The organism is Streptomyces venezuelae, assembly GCF_008642355.1.
Classification (GTDB): domain Bacteria; phylum Actinomycetota; class Actinomycetes; order Streptomycetales; family Streptomycetaceae; genus Streptomyces; species Streptomyces venezuelae_B.
The window spans coordinates 3,857,569-3,874,728 of the sequence record NZ_CP029193.1; the positions used below are offsets into that span (position 1 = coordinate 3,857,569).

The window sequence follows — 17,160 nt, forward strand, 5'->3', positions numbered from 1 at the left end:
CATGGCCAAGCGAATCGACGTATCGGGCCTGACCGCCTTCTACGGCTCCCACAAGGCGATCGACGACATCTCCATGACCGTGGAGCCCCGCTCCGTGACCGCCTTCATCGGCCCGTCCGGCTGCGGCAAGTCCACGTTCCTGCGCACGCTCAACCGCATGCACGAGGTCACGCCCGGCGGCCGTGTCGAGGGCAAGGTGCTCCTGGACGACGAGGACCTCTACGGCAGCGGCGTGGATCCGGTGGCCGTGCGCCGCACGATCGGCATGGTCTTCCAGCGCCCGAACCCGTTCCCCACGATGTCGATCTTCGACAACGTCGCCGCGGGCCTCAAGCTCAACGGCTCGTACAAGAAGAGCGAACTGAACGACATCGTCGAGAAGTCCCTCAAGGGCGCGAACCTCTGGAACGAGGTCAAGGACCGCCTCAACAAGCCCGGTTCCGGCCTCTCCGGCGGTCAGCAGCAGCGTCTGTGCATCGCGCGGGCGATCGCGGTCGAGCCGGACGTCCTGCTCATGGACGAGCCCTGCTCGGCCCTCGACCCGATCTCGACCCTCGCCATCGAGGACCTGATCGGCGAGCTGAAGGAGCGCTTCACGATCGTCATCGTGACGCACAACATGCAGCAGGCGGCGCGCGTCTCGGATCGCACGGCGTTCTTCAACCTGGCCGCCGTCGGCCAGCCCGGCAAGCTCATCGAGATCGACGACACGGAGCGGATCTTCTCCAACCCGTCGGTCCAGGCCACCGAGGACTACATCTCGGGCCGCTTCGGCTGAGCGGCGCCGCGCCGACTTCCGGCCACGAGACTCCCCGCGGTGCTGCATGGCGGTGCCACCGCAGGGACACCAAGAAGGGCCCGCCCCTGGCTCCCGGGGGCGGGCCCTTCCATGTGCGGTATGTACGGTGCGGTACGTACGGTGCGCTACAGGAACGCCAGATCCACGGCCCAGAAACTCAGCGCCGCCACGATGGCGGCGGCCGGCATCGTGATGCTGCATCCCCCGGGGAATAACCCCCGGACCCCCAGCCGGGACACCGGCTGCGGACACACACGGACGCGCTACAGGAACGCCAGATCCACGGCCCAGAAACTCAGCGCTGCCACGATGGCGGCGGCCGGCATGGTGATGAACCAGCCCAGGATGATGTTCTTGGCGACACCCCACCGCACCGCGTTCACCCGCTTCGTCGCGCCCACACCCATGATCGCGGAGGTGATGACGTGCGTCGTCGAGATCGGCGCGTGGAACATGAACGCCGTGGTGAACATGATGCCCGCGCCGGTCGTCTCGGCGGCGAAGCCCTGCGGCGGGTCCAGCTCGATGATCTTGCGGCCGAGGGTGCGCATGATGCGCCAGCCGCCCGCGTACGTACCGGCCGAGAGCATCAGCGCACAGGCGATCTTGACCCAGATCGGAATGGGGGCATCGGCGCTCTGCACATCGGAGATGACGAGCGCCATCACCACGATGCCCATCGTCTTCTGCGCGTCCTGCAGACCGTGACCGAGGGCCATGCCGGCCGCCGAGACCGTCTGCGCGATGCGGAAGCCGCGCTTGGCCTTGTGCGGGTTGGACTTGCGGAACATCCACATGATCGCGCACATCACCAGATAACCGGCGACGAGGCCGACCACCGGCGACAGGAACATCGGGATGACGATCTTGTCGACGACGCCGGACCAGATGACCCCGATGCCGCCCGCGAGCGCCGCGCCGACCATGCCGCCGAAGAGGGCGTGCGACGAGGACGAGGGCAGGCCGAAGTACCAGGTGATCAGGTTCCACACGATGGCGCCGATGAGCGCCGCGAAGAGGATCCACATCCCCTTGTCGCCGTGCGGGGTCTCGATGATCCCCTCACTCACCGTCTTGGCGACGCCGCTGCCGAGGAAGGCACCGGCGAGGTTCATCACCGCGGCCATGGCGAGCGCCGCGCGGGGCGTCAGCGCACGGGTGGAGACGGATGTGGCGATGGCGTTCGCGGAGTCGTGAAAGCCGTTCGTGTACGTAAATCCGAGCGCGACGCCAATGGTCACGACCAAAGCAAAGGTGTCCATGGCGAGGCCTCAGGACTCCTTGACCGCGATGGTCTCCACAGTGTTCGCCACGTGCTCGAAGGCGTCGGCGGCCTCTTCCAGCACATCCACGATCTGCTTGAGCTTCAGCACCTCGATGGCGTCGTACTTGCCGTTGAAGAGCTGGGCGAGGAGCTTGCGGTGGATCTGGTCGGCCTGGTTCTCCAGACGGTTGACCTCGATCCAGTACTCGGTGAGGTTGGCCATCGTCCGCAGATTGGGCATGGCCTCCGCGGTGAGCTCGGCGGCCCGCGCGAGCACCTCGATCTGCTGCTCGACGCCCTTGGGGAGCTCTTCGACCTGGTAGAGGACGACCAGGTCGACGGCCTCCTCCATGAAGTCCATGATGTCGTCGAGGGACGACGCGAGGTTGTAGATGTCCTCACGGTCGAACGGCGTGATGAACGAGGAGTTCAGCTGGTGGAAGATCGCATGCGTCGCGTCGTCTCCCGCGTGTTCCGCGGCCCGCATACGCTCTGCGATCTCGGCCCGTGCGGAAGAGTCCGCTCCGAGCAGTTCCATGAGGAGCTTCGAGCCCGTGACGATGTTGTCCGCGGATGCGGCGAACATGTCGTAGAAGCTCGTCTCCCTGGGGGTCAGACGAAAGCGCACGTGGGGTCCTCGGGGTGCTTTGGATGCGGTCAGGCTGATGCTAGGCGCATCATCCGGCCACGGCTAACCGGCCGCCCCCCAGTGTCGCCCATCAGGCACAGTGATCAGCACACCCCCCGGAAAATCGGCTATGATATACCCACGGGGGGTATGCAAATGGGCACTGTTTCCGGGGGCCGGAGGGCGGCGGGGCGAGGTTCGAGGGCGGACGCGACACGCGAAAAAGTGCGGGAAATCTCAGAGGCCGAGGCCGTCGAGCGTGCCGACGCCGCCCGGCTCCGCCGCCCCACCCGCGACGGACTGCCCGTGCCGCTCCCTCCCCGGTCCTTCCCCCTCCCCTGCTTCCCCCACCCCCTACCCTCTATCCGAAGTCCAGAAGGAGGACGCCATGACGACCACTGAGGCGGCCGACGCGGCCGGCACGGCCGTACCGACCCCGGGGGCGCCTGAGGCACCCTCCGACGAGGTCCAGGGCCCCGCGCACGAGGTGCACGGCTACCACAAGCAGAAGGACGAACACCTCAAGCGCCTGCGCCGCATCGAGGGCCAGATCCGCGGTCTGCAGCGCATGGTCGAGGAGGACGTCTACTGCATCGACATACTCACCCAGGTCTCGGCCGGCACGAAGGCGCTCCAGTCCTTCGCGCTCCAGCTCTTGGAGGAGCACCTGCGCCACTGCGTGGCCGACGCGGCGGTGAAGGGCGGCGCGGAGATCGACGCGAAGGTCGAGGAAGCGACGAAGGCGATCGCCCGCATGATGCGAACGTAACGCTCCCACGCAGCCCAAGGGCTCCCACTACCCGGCGCGGGCCCCCAGGCGGCCCCCCTCACCACAACCCCCACGCCACACCCCCGCGCCGCAGTCACCCGCACCGCACCCCGCCGCCTGCCCGCAGCGGCCCCGGGAACCACCCCACCCACACCGCGCGCCTCCGCAGCACCCGGCACTCAACCGGCACTGCGTGCCCGCTGCGCGGGCTCCTCCCCACCCGCCCGCCCATCGGTACGAGGTGCACGGCCGCTGCGGGCACCCCTCGCACGCCCCCTAGGGACCCTGCGCCCCCTCCGCGCCGCGTGCCCGCTGCGCGGGCTTTTCGCCACCCGCCCACCCATCGGTGCGGGGCGCACGGGTGGGTGGGGCGCATCGCCGTGAGGCGGCGGGTAGGCAGCACCACCCTGGGGGCAGGGCGTTGCAGTCACGGGCCACCCCATCGGTCACCTTCCGGTGCGGGGTGCACGGGTGGGTGGGCGGGTCGCATCGCCGCGAAGCGGCGGCTAGGCAGCACCACCCAGGATGCGGGGGGCTAGGCACGGGGCGCCCGTCGGCACACCCCCGGTCCGGGGCGCACGGGTCGGTCCGGGGCGCACGGGTCGGTGGGTGGGGCGGGTCGCCGCGGAGCGGCGGGTTGGCCGCTTCGGCGAGAGGGCCGGGGCCACCCCGGTGCCGGGTTCACGGGTGTGGGGCCCGTCGCCGCGGCGCGGCGAGCAACCCGCGCGGCCCCCGTCAAGCGGACCCCCCGTCAAGGGGAGAGCCGGGCCCGGTCCTCGCCGGGCGTCCCCTCACCCCGTTCGGCAACCTGCAACACCTCGTCGATCCGGTCAAAGCTCAACCGCTCGGCCGCCGCACTCGCCGCAATGATGAGTTCCCCGCACAGTTCGATCTCGGCGAGGGCGACGTGGTCCTGAACCGCCGTACCGCCACGCATCGGAGCCACGTTCATCACCTCTTCCTGATGCCGACTTCCTAGGGTAGGGAGCGGTCTACGCACCGCGCATGGCACGGACGGACCATTTCCACCAGCCGTACGCGACTACGGACCCGCAATCTTCCCGGCATAGATGTCCTTCTCGGCCGGAAGTCGCACCTTCGCCCGCACCCCGAACCCGTAGAGCAACGTGGTCGACGCCACGTTCGCGTCGGACACGGCGAACCGCTGCCGCAGCTTCCGCACGCGCCCCTCGTCGTCGAGGTAGACGTCGAACGGAACGCTGCCCTTGCTGAACCCTTTCGCCGCCGCCACCCTCAGCGCACCGCGCTGACCTGCGGAAGCAGCACGGGCAGCGGCACGCACGTCGACGACGCCGCGGTAGTGCCGTACGTCCACACCACCGACCCGCTCCTCGCCCACGAACCCCACCTTCCGCGCCCCGCGCAGCAGTTCCGCCGCCGCGAGGGGATCCGTGGCGCCACCGGTGACGAGATTCCCGTCGGACAGCGAACGTGTCTCGATCCGCACCCACTTGTCGGAGGGCACCCCGGCCCCCCGGTTCTTCATGTACAGCGCTCCCGCGGCCATCAGCTCGGTGATGGGCCGGTGCTCGTCGGCACCCGCGGGATCCTGCGGGAGCACCACCTGGAACCGTCCGACCTGCCGCGCGAAGTCGTAGACGCCCTTGCCGCGGATGGTCACACGCGTACCGCCGCTGGCCATCTCCATGGAGGTCGACGCCTTCGAACTCCCCGCGCGGACGAGGGAGTCGGCGGACCCGCGCACGGCGTCGGCCGGATCGCCGGGGCCGCTGCCGTCGGCGACGGCACCGGAAGGCGAACATCCGGAGGTGACGGCCATCAGCCCGAACGCGACGGCCCCGACGGCCGCGACGACCGCGCCACCAGCACCGCGCGCACCCCGCGCGTCACGCGCGCCGCCCGCAGTATCCGCGGCGTCCGCGGCGCCCGCGCCACCCGTGTGCCTCTGCCGGTGCACCATCGCCTGCCTACCCCCAAGCGTTGTCCGCCTGCGACTTCCCCCGTCGTTCCCCTAACGACCGGTACGTTGACCCGTCACGCGGGCGGCCGTTCACCCGGGATCGGTACGGTGACCGTGTGGCCGACCAGCAAGCCCCCTCAGCCCGCCCCACGGCAGCCGACCCCACGGCGTCCGACCCCACGACCGTCGCCCCCGCGTCAGCCGAACCCGCGACAGCCCACCGCACCACGACGGTCGAGAAGGGCCGCTTCACCGCGGCCCACTGCACCTGCGGATGGCGCGGCCCGGCCCGTCGGGCCCGCAGCAAGGCACGGACGGACGGCACGGAACACGAAGCGTCCCCCTGACCCCCACACCCCATCCCATCCCGCCCCGACCCGCCCCCACCTCGACCCGCCCCCGCCCACGAAGGAACCCCCGCGCCCCCCACACCGTCTCGTCCTCGGGAAGCAACGGGAGGCGTCATGGAACGACGTACATTCATCGGCACAACGGCGGCCACCCTGGCCGCCGCCACGGTCGCGGGCTGCACCAGCACGAGGACGGACACCGGAAGCACCTCGTCCGGCAGCGGCACCGCAACCGGTACCGGAACCACCGCATCCGGCGGCGGCACCCCCATCAGAACCTCCAGCGCCGCCTCCTCCTCCCCCGCGACCCTCAAGGCGCTCGCCCGCGACCTGGACGGCACCCTCGTCCAGCCCGGCCAGGCCAAGTGGGCGGCGGCGCGGCAGCTGTACAACACGCGGTACGACGACCTGAAGCCCACCGCCGTGGCCTACGTCGCGCACCCGGACGACATCCGTACCGCCCTCGCGTACGCCCGCGCACACCGCACGAAGGTCGCGATCCGCAACGGCGGCCACTCCTACGCGGGTTGGTCGTCCGGCAACGGCCGGCTGATCATCGACGTGTCGAAGCTGAGCAAGATACGCGCGAGCGGCGGTTCCGCCACCATCGGCGGCGGCGCCAAGCTCATCGACGTCTACCGCTCGCTCGCGGCGAAGGGCGTCACGATCCCCGCGGGCTCGTGCCCGACCGTCGGCATATCGGGGCTCACGCTCGGCGGCGGCCACGGCGTGGTGTCGCGGGCGTACGGCCTGACCTGCGACAGCCTCACCTCCGCGAAGATCGTGACGGCGGACGGCAAGGAGCTCACGGTCTCCAAGTCGGAGCACAAGGAGCTGTTCTGGGCGCTGCGCGGCGCGGGCAACGGCAACTTCGGCATCGTCACCGAACTCGGCTTCCGCACGCACGCCGCGCCCCAGGGCGTCTCCGCCTACATGACGTGGCCCTGGTCGAAGGCGGCCGCGGTCATCAAGGCGTGGCAGGAGTGGGGCCCGGACCAGCCGGACGAGATCTGGTCGTCCGCGCACCTCGCGAACACGCCGGGCGGCACGCCGACCGTGTCCGTCGCGTGCTTCTCCCTCGGGACGTACGGCGAACTGCAGAACGCCGTCGACCGCCTCGCCGACAAGATCGGCGCACCGGCGCGCAGCGTCTCCCTGAAGCGGCGTACGTACGAGGAGTCGATGGAGGTGTACGCGGGCTGCTCGTCCTTCGCCACCGATGCCCAGTGCCACCTTCCCGGCACGACGCCGGGCCGCACCCCGACGGGTGCACTCAAGCGCGAGACGTACGCGGCGAGTTCGGACTTCTTCGACCGTTCCCTCTCGGCGGCGGGCATCCGCACGCTGCTGTCGCAGATCGAGAACGTGACGGGCGCGAGCGGCGGCAGCATCGCGCTCACCGCGCTCGGCGGCGCGATCAACCGGGTCGACCCGACGGCGACGGCGTTCGTGCACCGGCGCTCGCGGATGCTGGCGCAGTACATCGCGTCGTGGCGCGCGGGCACGTCGGGCTCGCCCGCGCGGGCGTGGCTGAAAAAGGCGCACGGGGCCATGGGGCGTCACGCGTCCGGTGCCGCGTACCAGAACTACACCGACTCGACGCTGACGAACTGGCGCGAGGCGTACTACGGGGCGGCGGCGCCGCGGCTGAAGAAGTTGAAGAAGCAGTACGACCCCACGCGGTTCTTCGACTTCCCGCAGGCGCTCTAGACGCCACCCGGGCAACCGGACAGGCCCCCGGGCGGTCGGGAAACCGGGCACCCACCTCTTCACCCGTCCGGCGCTGTCAGGGACCGGGCACCAACCCCCGTCACCCGCCCGGCGGCTGCCGCAACCCGTTCGGCCCCGTCCGACACGCCCCCAGGTGGCCCACCCCGCTGGACACGGGTGGCCTGGGGGCATGACCCCACCCCGCAGCACGCTCATACGCATACGCACACGCACACCTTCCGGCACCCCGCGCGCAGCCGCCGTCACGGCGACAGCGGCCGCGGCGGCCGTCCTCGCCCTGGCGGCCCCTGCCATCGCCCTGGACAAGCCCACCGAGCCCGAGCGGCTGACGCTCATCGACACCCCGAAGGGCAAGGCGCTCGCCGACAAGAACGGCAACCCGCTCTACACGCGCGACGCCGACGACGCCGACACCCCCGACTGCACCGGGAAGTGCGCCACCGACTGGCCGGCGGCGATCGGCTACCCCACCAAGGCCGACGACGTCACGGGCCAGACCGCCCAGACCGGCGACGACGCGCAGAACGCCGACAAGCCGCAGGTCATCTACGAGACCCGCCCCCTCTACTACTACAAGGGCGACGAGAAGGGGCAGGCCCCCAAGGGCCAGGACGTGAAGGGCTGGAGCCTGCTCGGCGCGGACGGCAAGAAGCTGGGCGGGGGCGCGGGGACGGACGGCGACTCCGATTCCGATGCCGACACCGATGCCGACGGCACCGACAAGTCGGAGGTCCCCGAGACATCGTCCACGTCCGCGGAGAAGTCCCCGTCCCCGAAGGCATCCACAAGCCCGCCCTCTTCCGCGAACGCCTCCACGGACGCCCCCTCGGACACCGCGACGGAAGCGGCATCCCAGCCGCCCGCGAACCCGTACACGCCCCCGGCCCCCACCCCGAGCACCCCGAACACGTCCACCGCCACCAAGTCCCCGGACGCGAACGTCGGCGCCCTCCAGGCCACCCCGTCCGGCGCCGCCCGAGGCGGCGCGACCCACGCCACGGCCGAGGGTGAGCACCCCGCGTCGGGCCCCCTCACGTTCGTCTCCGCGGCGGTGACCGGCGCGGCGGCAGGCGTGGGTGTCTGGCTGCTGCGCCGACGCAAGGCGCACGCGCACGCCGTGGCCCCGGGCACGGAGACCGGCACGGCCCCGGGCTCCGGCACGGGCCCGGACACCGGCCCGGACCGCCCCTGAACCGCCGCACCCCGAGGCGCCCCGTGCACCGCCCCCTGCGCCGCGCGGCCGCCCCCTTGCTGCTCGCGGCGGCCACCCTCCTCGCCACGGCGCCCTCGTTGGGCGACGGCCCGCCACCCTCCCCGGCCCCCGAGGGCCGCATCCGAATCCCCGCGATCGGTGTCGACGCGGATGTCCTGCCGGTCGGCCTCGACCGGCAGGGCGCGCTGGAGGTGCCGCCGTTCCGGGACGCCCTGAAGGTGGGCTGGTACGAGTTGGGGCCACGCCCGGGTGACCGGGGCCCCGCGATCCTCGTGGGCCACCGCGACGCGCCCGCGGAACGGGGAGGACGGGGCCGCCGGGGCTACCGGGACGCCGTCTTCGCCCGGCTCGACCGCCTGCGCCCCGGCGACCGGATCGAGACGAGGACGGCGGCGGGGCGGCGTACGACGTTCAATGTCACGGAGGTCGCCACGTACCGTACGGCGGACTTCCCCACCGCCACGGTCTACGCGCCCGCGATCGGCGCCCAACTGCGCCTGATCACCTGCGGGGGCCGCATCGGCAGGAACGGCCACTGGGACTCGAACGTGGTGGTGAGCGCGGCGCGCGTGGCGACACCGGAGAGGAACACGAGCCCGGCCGTCACCCCGCCGACGAGAAGCACCGGCCCGGCCCTCAGTCCGTCGGCGAAGAGCACTACGCCGCGAGATCCCTCTCGTCCGGATCCACCGACGCCGCTCCCTGCGCTCCCGCCGTCCCTCCCGCACGAGTCGTCGCCGTCCCGTTCAGCGGCGCCGCGACAGGAGCGACTTTCCGGTCCCACACCAGCCACCCCGCCCGGCCGGAGCGGCCGATCATCTTGGTGAGCGGCGTGAGGAGCGCCATGGCGAGCGGCGAGAGGAGCAGGGCGACGGCGGTGCCGAGCGCGAAGCCGCCGACGACGTCCGTCGGGTAGTGCACGCCCATGAAGACGCGGCAGAAGCCCTCGACGGCGGCGAGGCCGAGGCCGACGATGCCGAACTTCCGGTTGGCGACGAAGAGTCCGGCGCCGATGGCCATGGCGAGGGTGGCGTGGTCGCTGACGAAGGAGTAGTCGTTCTTGCCGTCCACGAGGAGCTCGACACCGCGGTGGACGCGGAACGGACGCGGGCGTTCCACGAAGCTGCGGATGGGGATGTTGACGAGAACCGCGATGCCCGCGGCGAGGGGGGCCCAGACGACGGCGGCGACCGAAGAGGCGGCGTCGTCGAGGGTGCCGCGCTTGCGCTGACCCCACCAGCACCACAGAACGAGGAGGACGAGGGCGAGCAACAGGCCGTACTCGCCGACGAACGTGATGGCACCGTCGAGCCAGGACGGAGTGTCCTTGGCCAGGCCATTGATGTCGTAGAGCAGGCCGACGTCGGGGTTCGACCCGGATTCATCGAGTCCAGCCATGGCGCTGCGGCCCCTTGTCTCCTAGCCCGTGGGCGCACCGTTCTGTGCGCCCTGTCCATCAACCCCCGTGGTCGGTCCAGTCAAGGGAACGCCCTGTCCCCCGTCCTACGTTCCACCCTCCACCGAAAGATCACTCAGACGTTACCGAAGAGAGATGCATCGCTGCAGCTCAGAGGAGTGTTCTGACGGAGGGTTCAAGCCACATCACACACACATACCCCGTGGATCCCATCCTCAACGAGGTCTCGCGCACTTCGGCCGGCAACCTTCACACTTCGGTCGGCTTCGCGGGCACGGCCTTGGCCCCGTCCTCCGTGACACGCGTCGCGCCGAAGTAGTCAGGGGTGTCGATGCGGTCGAAGCGGATGACGGCGCCGGTCCGCGGCGCGTTGATCATGTAACCGCCGCCGACGTAGATGCCGACGTGGCGGATGGCGCGGGAATTGGTCAGGTCGTCCGAGAAGAAGACGAGGTCGCCGGGGAGGAGTTCCTCCCTCTTGGGGTGCGGGCCCGCGTTGTACTGGTCGTTGGCGACGCGTGGCAGCGTGACGCCCACGGAGCGGTACGCGGCGAGGGTGAGCCCGGAGCAGTCGAAGCGGCCGCCCTGCTCCGGCGTGCCGTTGCCGCCCCAGAGGTAGAGGGTGCCCAGCTTCTTCTGGGCGTAGTAGATGGCACCGGCCGCCTGTTTGGAGGGCTCCACGCGGCCGACGGGCCGGGCGAAGCTCTTCGAGAGGTCGGTGATGGTCTTCACGTAGTTCTGCGTCTCGCTGTAGGGCGGGACACCGCCGTACTTGATGACGGCGTACGCGCCCGCGTTGTACGCGGCGAGCATGTTCTTCGTGGGGTCTCCGGGCGCGTCCTTCACGTATCCGGCGAGCTTGCAGTCGTACGAGGCAGCGGACGGAATGGCATCCTTCGGATCCCACACGTCCCGATCGCCGTCACCGTCCCCGTCCAGGCCGTGCGACGCCCAGGTCCCCGGGATGAACTGCGCTATCCCCTGCGCCTTGGCCGGACTCGTGGCACGCGGATTGAACCCGCTCTCCTGGTAGAGCTGAGCTGCGAGCAGCGCCGGGTTGATGGCCTTGCAGAGGTTGCCCCACTTCTGCACCAGGGGCTGATAGGTGGCGGGCACGGCCCCCTTGGCGAGTCCCACGGACCCGCCGCCGACCCCGTTGGCCATGCTCCCCGCGGCCATGTACGTCCCGACGACGAGCAGCGCGATGAAGCTGAGGGCCCCGCCGATCCCGACAGACGCGACGACCCACGCCTTACGCACCGTCAACCACCCCTCACCGCCCGGTAGTCCACCGGCGCCAAGTGTACGGCGATCGCCTCACGAATTGGGGGCTCATGTCGTCGTACCTGGAGCACGTGAACGACGCGGCGGAGCCACCGGTAGCCGCCGTGCACCCGTGGGCGCCGACCCCGGCAGCGCCGATATCAGGCCATTTCCCGGCGATCAAGCACCGGCACGCACGTCCGCCCCGTTCGTGACCATGTACACAGTCGAACTGATGCCCTACGGAGCGTGAGATTCCGCACCTAACATGATCGGCGACCAAGCGGTTACGACCAATTCGTCGTGATTTTAGGAGAGTTCATGCGCAAGCGTTTTACGGGGAAGCGCAAGCTCGCGGTCGTGGGGGCGCTGACGGCGGTTGCCATCAGCGTGCCCGCCGTGGGTGCGGTGGCCGCGGAGATCAGTGGCAGCCGGCTGCCGTTCGCCCTCTCCACCGGGGGAAGCAAGGAAGACGGTGACCGCTGGAAGGGCAAGAGCAGCGGTCACGCCAAGGCCTGCGGCGATGTGCCGGTGAACGACACGCGTACGTTCAGCGCGTACATCTACCAGGACAAGAGCTTCCGCCCCGACCCCAAGATCGCTAGCACGTCCCGCAGCTACAAGCAGGGCTACGGCTGCGGTGCGTACAAGGGCACCAGCACCAGTGGCAAGTACTACACCAAGGCCACCTGGGCCGGTATCCCCGGCAGCCGGGCCTACGGTTACGTGAACGCCCAGAACTGATCTCGACTCAGGATTCAGGACTCAGGAATCACGTGAGCACCTCCCACAGCGCCGCCGCGACCGGCTCCCAGCCGGTCGCGGCGGTCGCGGGCGTCACCGTCCGGTACGGCTCGACGACCGCCCTCGACGACGTCTCCCTCACCTTCCCCGCCGGCGTCACCGGCCTCCTCGGCCCCAACGGGGCGGGGAAAAGCACCCTGTTGTCGCTGCTCAGCACGGCCCGCAGGCCGAAGTCCGGCGACGTGACCCTCCTGGGCGAGACCCCAAGACGGACGCGCGTGCAGCGGCTGCGCAAGCAGATCGGGGTGCTGCCGCAGTCCTTCGGGTACTACCCCCGCTTCACCGTCCTCGAGTTCACCGAGTACGCCGCATGGCTGCGCAAGGTGCCCGCCGCACAGCGCCGCGAACGCGCCCGGGAGGCGCTGCGTCTGGTGCAGATGGAGAAGCACGCGGGCGCGAAGATGGGCGCTCTTTCCGGCGGCATGCTGCGCCGCGTCGGCATCGCGCAGGCCATGGTCAACGAACCCTCCCTCGTCCTCCTCGACGAGCCGACCGTGGGCCTCGACCCGGCCCAGCGCGTCGGGTTCCGCAAGCTCATCAAGGAGTTGGGCGACCGCTGCGCGGTGGTGATGAGCACCCACCTCGCCGAGGACGTGGCCCACGTGTGCGACCGCGTCGCCGTCCTCCTGGAGGGCACGGTCCGGTTCACGGGCACGGTTGCCGAGCTGTGCGCCCTGCCCCACGGTGACGCAGGCGGCGCGGACATCGGAGACATCGACGGCGGAGCCGTGGAAGCCGGATATCTGCATCTCGCGGGCACGGAAGCGGTGGCCGGCTGATGCGCGTACTCCTCACCGAAATGCGCCGCGGCGAGGCCAAGTGGGGCGCCGCCCTCATGGGCGCCGTCGGCGTCTACTACTTCACCGCGGAGAGCCCCGACGAGAGCGACTGGATCGGCTGGTGGACGCAGACCAGCCTCCAGGTCCAACTGTTCGCCGTCATCGTGATGGGCTCCGTGATGAGCGCCGCGGCCGCCTGGAGCGCGGGCCGCGCCTTCCGCCACCGCACCCGGCTCTGGGCCGACACCGCCGCCCGCGGCGGCTGGGCGCAGTCGCTGCTGCTCTGGCTCGCGGCCTGGCTCTGGGCCCTGCTCGCGTACGCGGTGCTGATCGCCGTCGCCTTCTCCCGCACCGCGGGAGTCAGCGACGTCAGCGAACCCGCGTGGACGCCGCTGCTGCTCGGCGCGGGCATGATGGGCCTGGAGATCGCCGTCGGCGTCGCCGTCGGCTCGGCCCTGCCCTCGCGCGTGGTCGCCCCCTTCGCGGGCGTGTTCTGGTACAGCCTGTTCGTCGTCGTCGCGTTCGTCCCCGACACCCCGCTCGACAAGCTGTTCCCCGCGATAGACGAATTCTGGAGCTCGGAGTTCGAGCCCAACACGACGCGCATGCTCGTCGCCGTCGCCTGGTGCCTGGCGTTCGGGCTCGTCCTCACCGCGCTGCCCGCGCTCCGGCGCGGCGCCGCCCTCACGCCCCGGCCGGTCGCGCTCGGCGCGCTCGCGGTGGCCGCGCTCGTCGCGGGCGGCACTCTCGTGGCCTTCCGCACGCCCGTGCCCGACTCGTACTGGGCCGTACGCAAGGAACAGCCCGCGCAGCCGCTCTGCACGACCAGCGGCCGCACGAAGGCGTGCCTGTGGCCGGACGACCGCCATCTCCTGCCCCGGGCCCGCGCCGCCGTGCGGACCGTCGACTCGGGGCTCGGCTCCCTCGCCGGACTCAACCGCGCCTTCTACGCCGACGGCCTCGACCGCCCGTCCGGAGCCACCGCCGAACTCCCCCTCATGTCACCGGCGGCGACCAAGGACGACCTGACCGACGCGATGTTCTCGGCGGCCCTCCCCCGGCCCAGGTCCTCGACGTGCGAACCACACCTCCTCAAGTCGGCCGGCGGCTACCCCGACACATTCCTCTTCGAAGCCGCCGTACGCGCCCGCATCGGCGCCCCGAGCGAGTACTACGGCGAGGAGTTCGGCCGCGCCCTCGAACGCATCACCGGCGCTCCGCGCGCGAAGCAGGACCGGTGGATCGAGGCGGCGGCGGGCGCCATCCGCGCGTGCCGGCCGGTCCCCGAACTCCCCTAGCCGTCGCAGCTCCCACGGCTGCCCCGAGCGAATCGACGCGCCGCGATGCCCCCTACGAACCCCGAGCCGACCCGCCCGAACCGCCCGTCGGCCGAGCCCGAGGAGACCCCCCGCGAAAGCGGGCTCCACGACCCCCGACTGACCCCTGTCCTGTCCTTCGTACGCTGCCGGGGCCTGCCCCGCGCGGCAGGCGTCGCCCTGCTCGTGGCCCTGGCGGCGACCGCGTTCGCGGGCCAGAGCGTGGCGGTACCGGAATTCCGCTACCTGGTCGACTTCAGCGTCCCCGTCGCCGAGATCGTCCCGCTCGCCCACGCGGTCATCCTGGCCACGACGCTCTTCTCCCCCATGGCCGACCTGGAACAGACGTCGGCCCAGCCGATGACCCGCCACAGGGCCCTGTACCTGGTCACGCTGCTGGCGTTGGCCCTGGGTCTGACCGCACTGCCCCTCGTCGCGGGCGCCACGACCGACGTCTTCGTCTCGGCGGCCCGCAACGTCATCGGCTACCTCGGCCTCGCCATGCTCAGCGCCCGCCTCTTCGGCAGCGGCCTGGCCTGGCTGCTCCCGCTGGCCATGTTCGGCCCCACGCTGCTCCTCGGCGTGGGCAGCGACAACACCCCCGAACCCTGGGCCTGGTCCCTCCACCCGTCGACCCACACCCCGGCGATGATCACCGCCGTGCTGCTCTGGGTGCTGGGCACCTGCGCCTCCGCGACAGCGGGGCCCCGGCAGTCGGAACGGGCGGAGCAGAACTGAGGGGCGCGGGCGTCGGGGGCGCCCGGACCCCGACGAAAACCTCTGGTCACGCCCTACACCCCCACTGCTACCGTCCCGCCATGCCCAACACCCCGGACGCCGCCCCCGTCACCGCCGCAGACGTCACCGCCGCCGTACGGCTGGCCGTGGCCGTCCTCCGCGAAGCCCCCGCCGACGCCGACTGGAGCAGCAAGGCCGGAGGCCTGGAGTGGGACTGCTGGGAGACGGTCGAGCATCTCGCGGACGACCTCTTCGCGTACGCCGCGCAGCTCGGCCCCGAGCAGCCGCCGCTGGACCGCGAGGTGCCCTTCCTCTGGTACCGGCGGCGGCACGGCGGCCCCTCCAACGTCACCTTCGCCGACCACGAGGGCGGGGTCGCCGGGCTGTTGCAGGTCCTGGAGTCGTGCGGCGCCCTGCTCACCGGCATGGTCGCGACCACGCCCTCGACGGTCCGCGCCCACCATGGCTGGGGCGTCTCCGACCCCGAGGGATTCGCCGCGATGGGGATCCTGGAGACGCTCGTCCACACGTACGACATCGCGCACGGGCTCGGCATCGGCCACCTGTGGGATCCGCCCGCCGACCTCTGCGCCCGCGTCCTCGGCCGCCTCTTCCCGGACGTGGTGGCGGACGCCGGGACGGGTGACGGTGACGCCGGTCCGTGGGACGTCCTTCTGTGGGCCACCGGACGCGGCACCCTCCCCGGCCGGCCCCGCCGCACCACGTGGCGCTGGTACGGCGTTCCCGCGGACGAACGCTGACCCCCACACCCGCCATCTCCGCCACACCCGCGCACCCGCGCACCCGCCACACTCCCTCCCGCGTCCCACCGCGGCGTTCCAGGGAATGGACGTTTACGCAGGTCAGGTGGCATGCGAGCGTTCCAGCGTTCCTGATCGTCCGGCACTCCTTGCCCCGCCCCCGAGGCACCCGCTTCGCTGTGGAGCAGGCCGAACACCCCGGCCTCGCCCGGCCCAGCAAGCTGGATCCACACCACCTCACGGGGACCCCTCATGAAGCACACGCACGCCACCAAGACCCTCCTCGCCGGTCTCGCGCTGATCAGCACGCTCGGCCTGACCGCCTGCAACGGAGACGACACCGGCAACACGGGGGCGGGGTCCCCCGACACCGCTTCCAGCGCCACGACGGGCGGCAGCGGCGGCTCGGGCGGCGGGTCCGACCAGGGGTCCGGCGGCGGGACCTCCGGCAGCACCGGCGGCAACGACAGCGCCGGCGGCGGCCAGGGCAAGAGCGGCGGCAACGACAGTGGCCAGGGCACCGGTGCCGGCACCGGCTCCGACACCGGCGGCAAGACCGGCATCTGCCGCAGCGACGAGCTGGAGGTCTCCGCCGTCGACAACAGCACCGACAAGACGGAAGGCGTCGTCACCGTCCAGCTCGAGAACGGCGGCGGCCGCGACTGCACCATCAACGGTTACGCGGGCGTCGACCTCAAGACCGCCACCGGCGACACCCTCTCCGTCGACCGCAACGGCGAGAAGCCCCACGCGGGCGTCCTCAAGGACGGCGAGTCCGCCGCCTTCAACATCACGTTCCCCATCAACAACAGCGGTGGCTCCGGCGTGCGCGTCTCCAAGATCCTCGTGACGCCGCCGAACGAGACGAAGACCGTCACCATCGCCTGGCCCGCGGGCTCCCTCCCCGTGGCCAACCCCGATGCCCCCTCCGGTGGCCCGAAGCTGTCGATCAGCCCGGTCGGCACGGTCAGCGACTCCCCCGCGGGCTGAGACACGGCCCTCGGGCACCCGGAGGACCATACGTACGCCCCGACGTACGTATGTGACCCCTGTGGCCAGGCGGAATGCCCTGGCCACAGGGGTTCAACCCCCTCCATACCACCCGGCTCCCGGCAATTGACGTGACCGCAATCAGCGTCGATGGTGGGTGAATTGGGCGTCATGCGGCCTCTGCGTACTCCGACGACCGCCCACGGCGCGCCGCGTCACGGCCGGGGGCAGCCGCCAGACACCCGTTCGGACGCGCTCAAGGGCTCCGGATCCGGAGCCACCTCCGCCCCTGCACCGACGTCGACGATCTGCGCGCCCTGGACCGGACCACCGACACGCTCCCCGACGGCACCCCGGACACCCTCGACACCCGTGCCCTGCGCGCGGCCACCGCCC

At 71.2% G+C, this 17,160-nt stretch carries 18 protein-coding genes and 1 pseudogene; 12 read left to right on the plus strand and 7 right to left on the minus strand.

The genetic code is table 11. From position 1 onward, the window contains the following. The first annotated feature begins 1 nt into the window (after position 1). The gene (pstB, locus tag DEJ47_RS17815; RefSeq protein WP_150169539.1) at positions 2 to 778 is read left to right on the plus strand and encodes a phosphate ABC transporter ATP-binding protein PstB; all 777 of its coding nucleotides are present in this window, start codon (positions 2 to 4) and stop codon (positions 776 to 778) included. Positions 779 to 1,062: 284 nt separating this feature from the next. Here pstB and DEJ47_RS17820 read toward each other — a convergent pair whose 3' ends face one another. Together DEJ47_RS17820 and DEJ47_RS17825 are read right to left on the minus strand one after the other, a co-directional pair. Further along, a complete protein-coding gene (locus tag DEJ47_RS17820; RefSeq protein ID WP_150169541.1) occupies positions 1,063 to 2,061 on the minus strand; it encodes an inorganic phosphate transporter in 999 nt (332 codons plus the stop codon). A 9-nt stretch (positions 2,062 to 2,070) separates the two neighbouring features. After that, complete coding sequence (locus DEJ47_RS17825; protein WP_055567145.1) at positions 2,071 to 2,691, minus strand: DUF47 domain-containing protein; 621 nt, start codon at positions 2,689 to 2,691, stop codon at positions 2,071 to 2,073. Between the two features lie 388 nt (positions 2,692 to 3,079). Here DEJ47_RS17825 and DEJ47_RS17830 point away from each other — a divergent pair, with 388 nt between their 5' ends. Continuing rightward, positions 3,080 to 3,460, plus strand: coding sequence for a metal-sensitive transcriptional regulator (locus DEJ47_RS17830; protein ID WP_150169543.1), 381 nt, complete (start codon positions 3,080 to 3,082; stop codon positions 3,458 to 3,460). A 751-nt stretch (positions 3,461 to 4,211) separates the two neighbouring features. Here DEJ47_RS17830 and DEJ47_RS17835 read toward each other — a convergent pair. Both DEJ47_RS17835 and DEJ47_RS17840 read right to left on the minus strand, forming a co-directional pair. Next, positions 4,212 to 4,412 (minus strand): hypothetical protein, encoded by a 201-nt coding sequence (locus DEJ47_RS17835; RefSeq protein WP_150169545.1) that lies wholly within the window; start codon positions 4,410 to 4,412, stop codon positions 4,212 to 4,214. 90 nt (positions 4,413 to 4,502) lie between these two features. Then, positions 4,503 to 5,402 (minus strand): hypothetical protein, encoded by a 900-nt coding sequence (locus tag DEJ47_RS17840; protein WP_398337637.1) that lies wholly within the window; start codon positions 5,400 to 5,402, stop codon positions 4,503 to 4,505. 116 nt (positions 5,403 to 5,518) lie between these two features. On the opposite strand from DEJ47_RS17840, the gene DEJ47_RS17845 reads away from it, so the two are divergent. The 4 genes and pseudogenes from DEJ47_RS17845 to DEJ47_RS37645 all read left to right on the plus strand — a co-directional run. After that, positions 5,519 to 5,749: a hypothetical protein gene (locus DEJ47_RS17845; protein ID WP_150169547.1), complete on the plus strand. Its 231-nt coding sequence runs from the start codon at positions 5,519 to 5,521 to the stop codon at positions 5,747 to 5,749. A 117-nt stretch (positions 5,750 to 5,866) separates the two neighbouring features. Further along, positions 5,867 to 7,462: an FAD-binding oxidoreductase gene (locus DEJ47_RS17850; RefSeq protein ID WP_150169549.1), complete on the plus strand. Its 1,596-nt coding sequence runs from the start codon at positions 5,867 to 5,869 to the stop codon at positions 7,460 to 7,462. A 190-nt stretch (positions 7,463 to 7,652) separates the two neighbouring features. Continuing rightward, positions 7,653 to 8,675, plus strand: coding sequence for a hypothetical protein (locus DEJ47_RS17855; protein WP_150169551.1), 1,023 nt, complete (start codon positions 7,653 to 7,655; stop codon positions 8,673 to 8,675). A 23-nt stretch (positions 8,676 to 8,698) separates the two neighbouring features. Beyond that, positions 8,699 to 9,208 (plus strand): annotated as a pseudogene (locus tag DEJ47_RS37645) (sortase domain-bontaining protein); the annotation flags it as partial. On the opposite strand, the gene DEJ47_RS37370 reads toward DEJ47_RS37645, so the two are convergent. The 3 genes from DEJ47_RS37370 to DEJ47_RS17870 all read right to left on the minus strand — a co-directional run bounded on the left by DEJ47_RS37370 (position 9,163) and on the right by DEJ47_RS17870 (position 11,373). Beyond that, complete coding sequence (locus tag DEJ47_RS37370; protein WP_190415901.1) at positions 9,163 to 9,354, minus strand: hypothetical protein; 192 nt, start codon at positions 9,352 to 9,354, stop codon at positions 9,163 to 9,165. The pseudogene DEJ47_RS37645 and the gene DEJ47_RS37370 overlap by 46 nt on opposite strands. Then, positions 9,354 to 10,094 carry a phosphatase PAP2 family protein gene (locus DEJ47_RS17865; RefSeq protein WP_150169553.1) on the minus strand — a complete coding sequence of 247 codons (741 nt, stop codon included), beginning with the start codon at positions 10,092 to 10,094 and terminating at the stop codon, positions 9,354 to 9,356. The genes DEJ47_RS37370 and DEJ47_RS17865 overlap by 1 nt, the downstream gene beginning before the upstream one ends. Before the next feature lie 268 nt (positions 10,095 to 10,362). Further along, positions 10,363 to 11,373 (minus strand): NlpC/P60 family protein, encoded by a 1,011-nt coding sequence (locus tag DEJ47_RS17870; protein ID WP_150169555.1) that lies wholly within the window; start codon positions 11,371 to 11,373, stop codon positions 10,363 to 10,365. A gap of 324 nt (positions 11,374 to 11,697) precedes the next feature. Between DEJ47_RS17870 and DEJ47_RS17875 the strand changes: the two genes are divergently transcribed. From DEJ47_RS17875 to DEJ47_RS17900, 6 genes are all read left to right on the plus strand, one after another. After that, positions 11,698 to 12,120: a hypothetical protein gene (locus DEJ47_RS17875; RefSeq protein WP_150169557.1), complete on the plus strand. Its 423-nt coding sequence runs from the start codon at positions 11,698 to 11,700 to the stop codon at positions 12,118 to 12,120. A 32-nt stretch (positions 12,121 to 12,152) separates the two neighbouring features. Next, positions 12,153 to 12,959, plus strand: coding sequence for an ATP-binding cassette domain-containing protein (locus DEJ47_RS17880; protein WP_150169559.1), 807 nt, complete (start codon positions 12,153 to 12,155; stop codon positions 12,957 to 12,959). Beyond that, positions 12,959 to 14,257: a hypothetical protein gene (locus DEJ47_RS17885; RefSeq protein WP_150169561.1), complete on the plus strand. Its 1,299-nt coding sequence runs from the start codon at positions 12,959 to 12,961 to the stop codon at positions 14,255 to 14,257. Before DEJ47_RS17880 ends, DEJ47_RS17885 begins: the two co-directional genes overlap by 1 nt. Before the next feature lie 45 nt (positions 14,258 to 14,302). After that, positions 14,303 to 15,013 carry a hypothetical protein gene (locus tag DEJ47_RS17890; protein WP_150169563.1) on the plus strand — a complete coding sequence of 237 codons (711 nt, stop codon included), beginning with the start codon at positions 14,303 to 14,305 and terminating at the stop codon, positions 15,011 to 15,013. 80 nt (positions 15,014 to 15,093) lie between these two features. Further along, the gene (locus tag DEJ47_RS17895; RefSeq protein ID WP_150169565.1) at positions 15,094 to 15,774 is read left to right on the plus strand and encodes a hypothetical protein; all 681 of its coding nucleotides are present in this window, start codon (positions 15,094 to 15,096) and stop codon (positions 15,772 to 15,774) included. A 252-nt stretch (positions 15,775 to 16,026) separates the two neighbouring features. Continuing rightward, on the plus strand, positions 16,027 to 16,764 hold the full coding sequence (locus DEJ47_RS17900; RefSeq protein WP_150169567.1) for a DUF4232 domain-containing protein: 738 nt from the start codon (positions 16,027 to 16,029) through the stop codon (positions 16,762 to 16,764). Positions 16,765 to 17,160 lie beyond the last annotated feature (396 nt).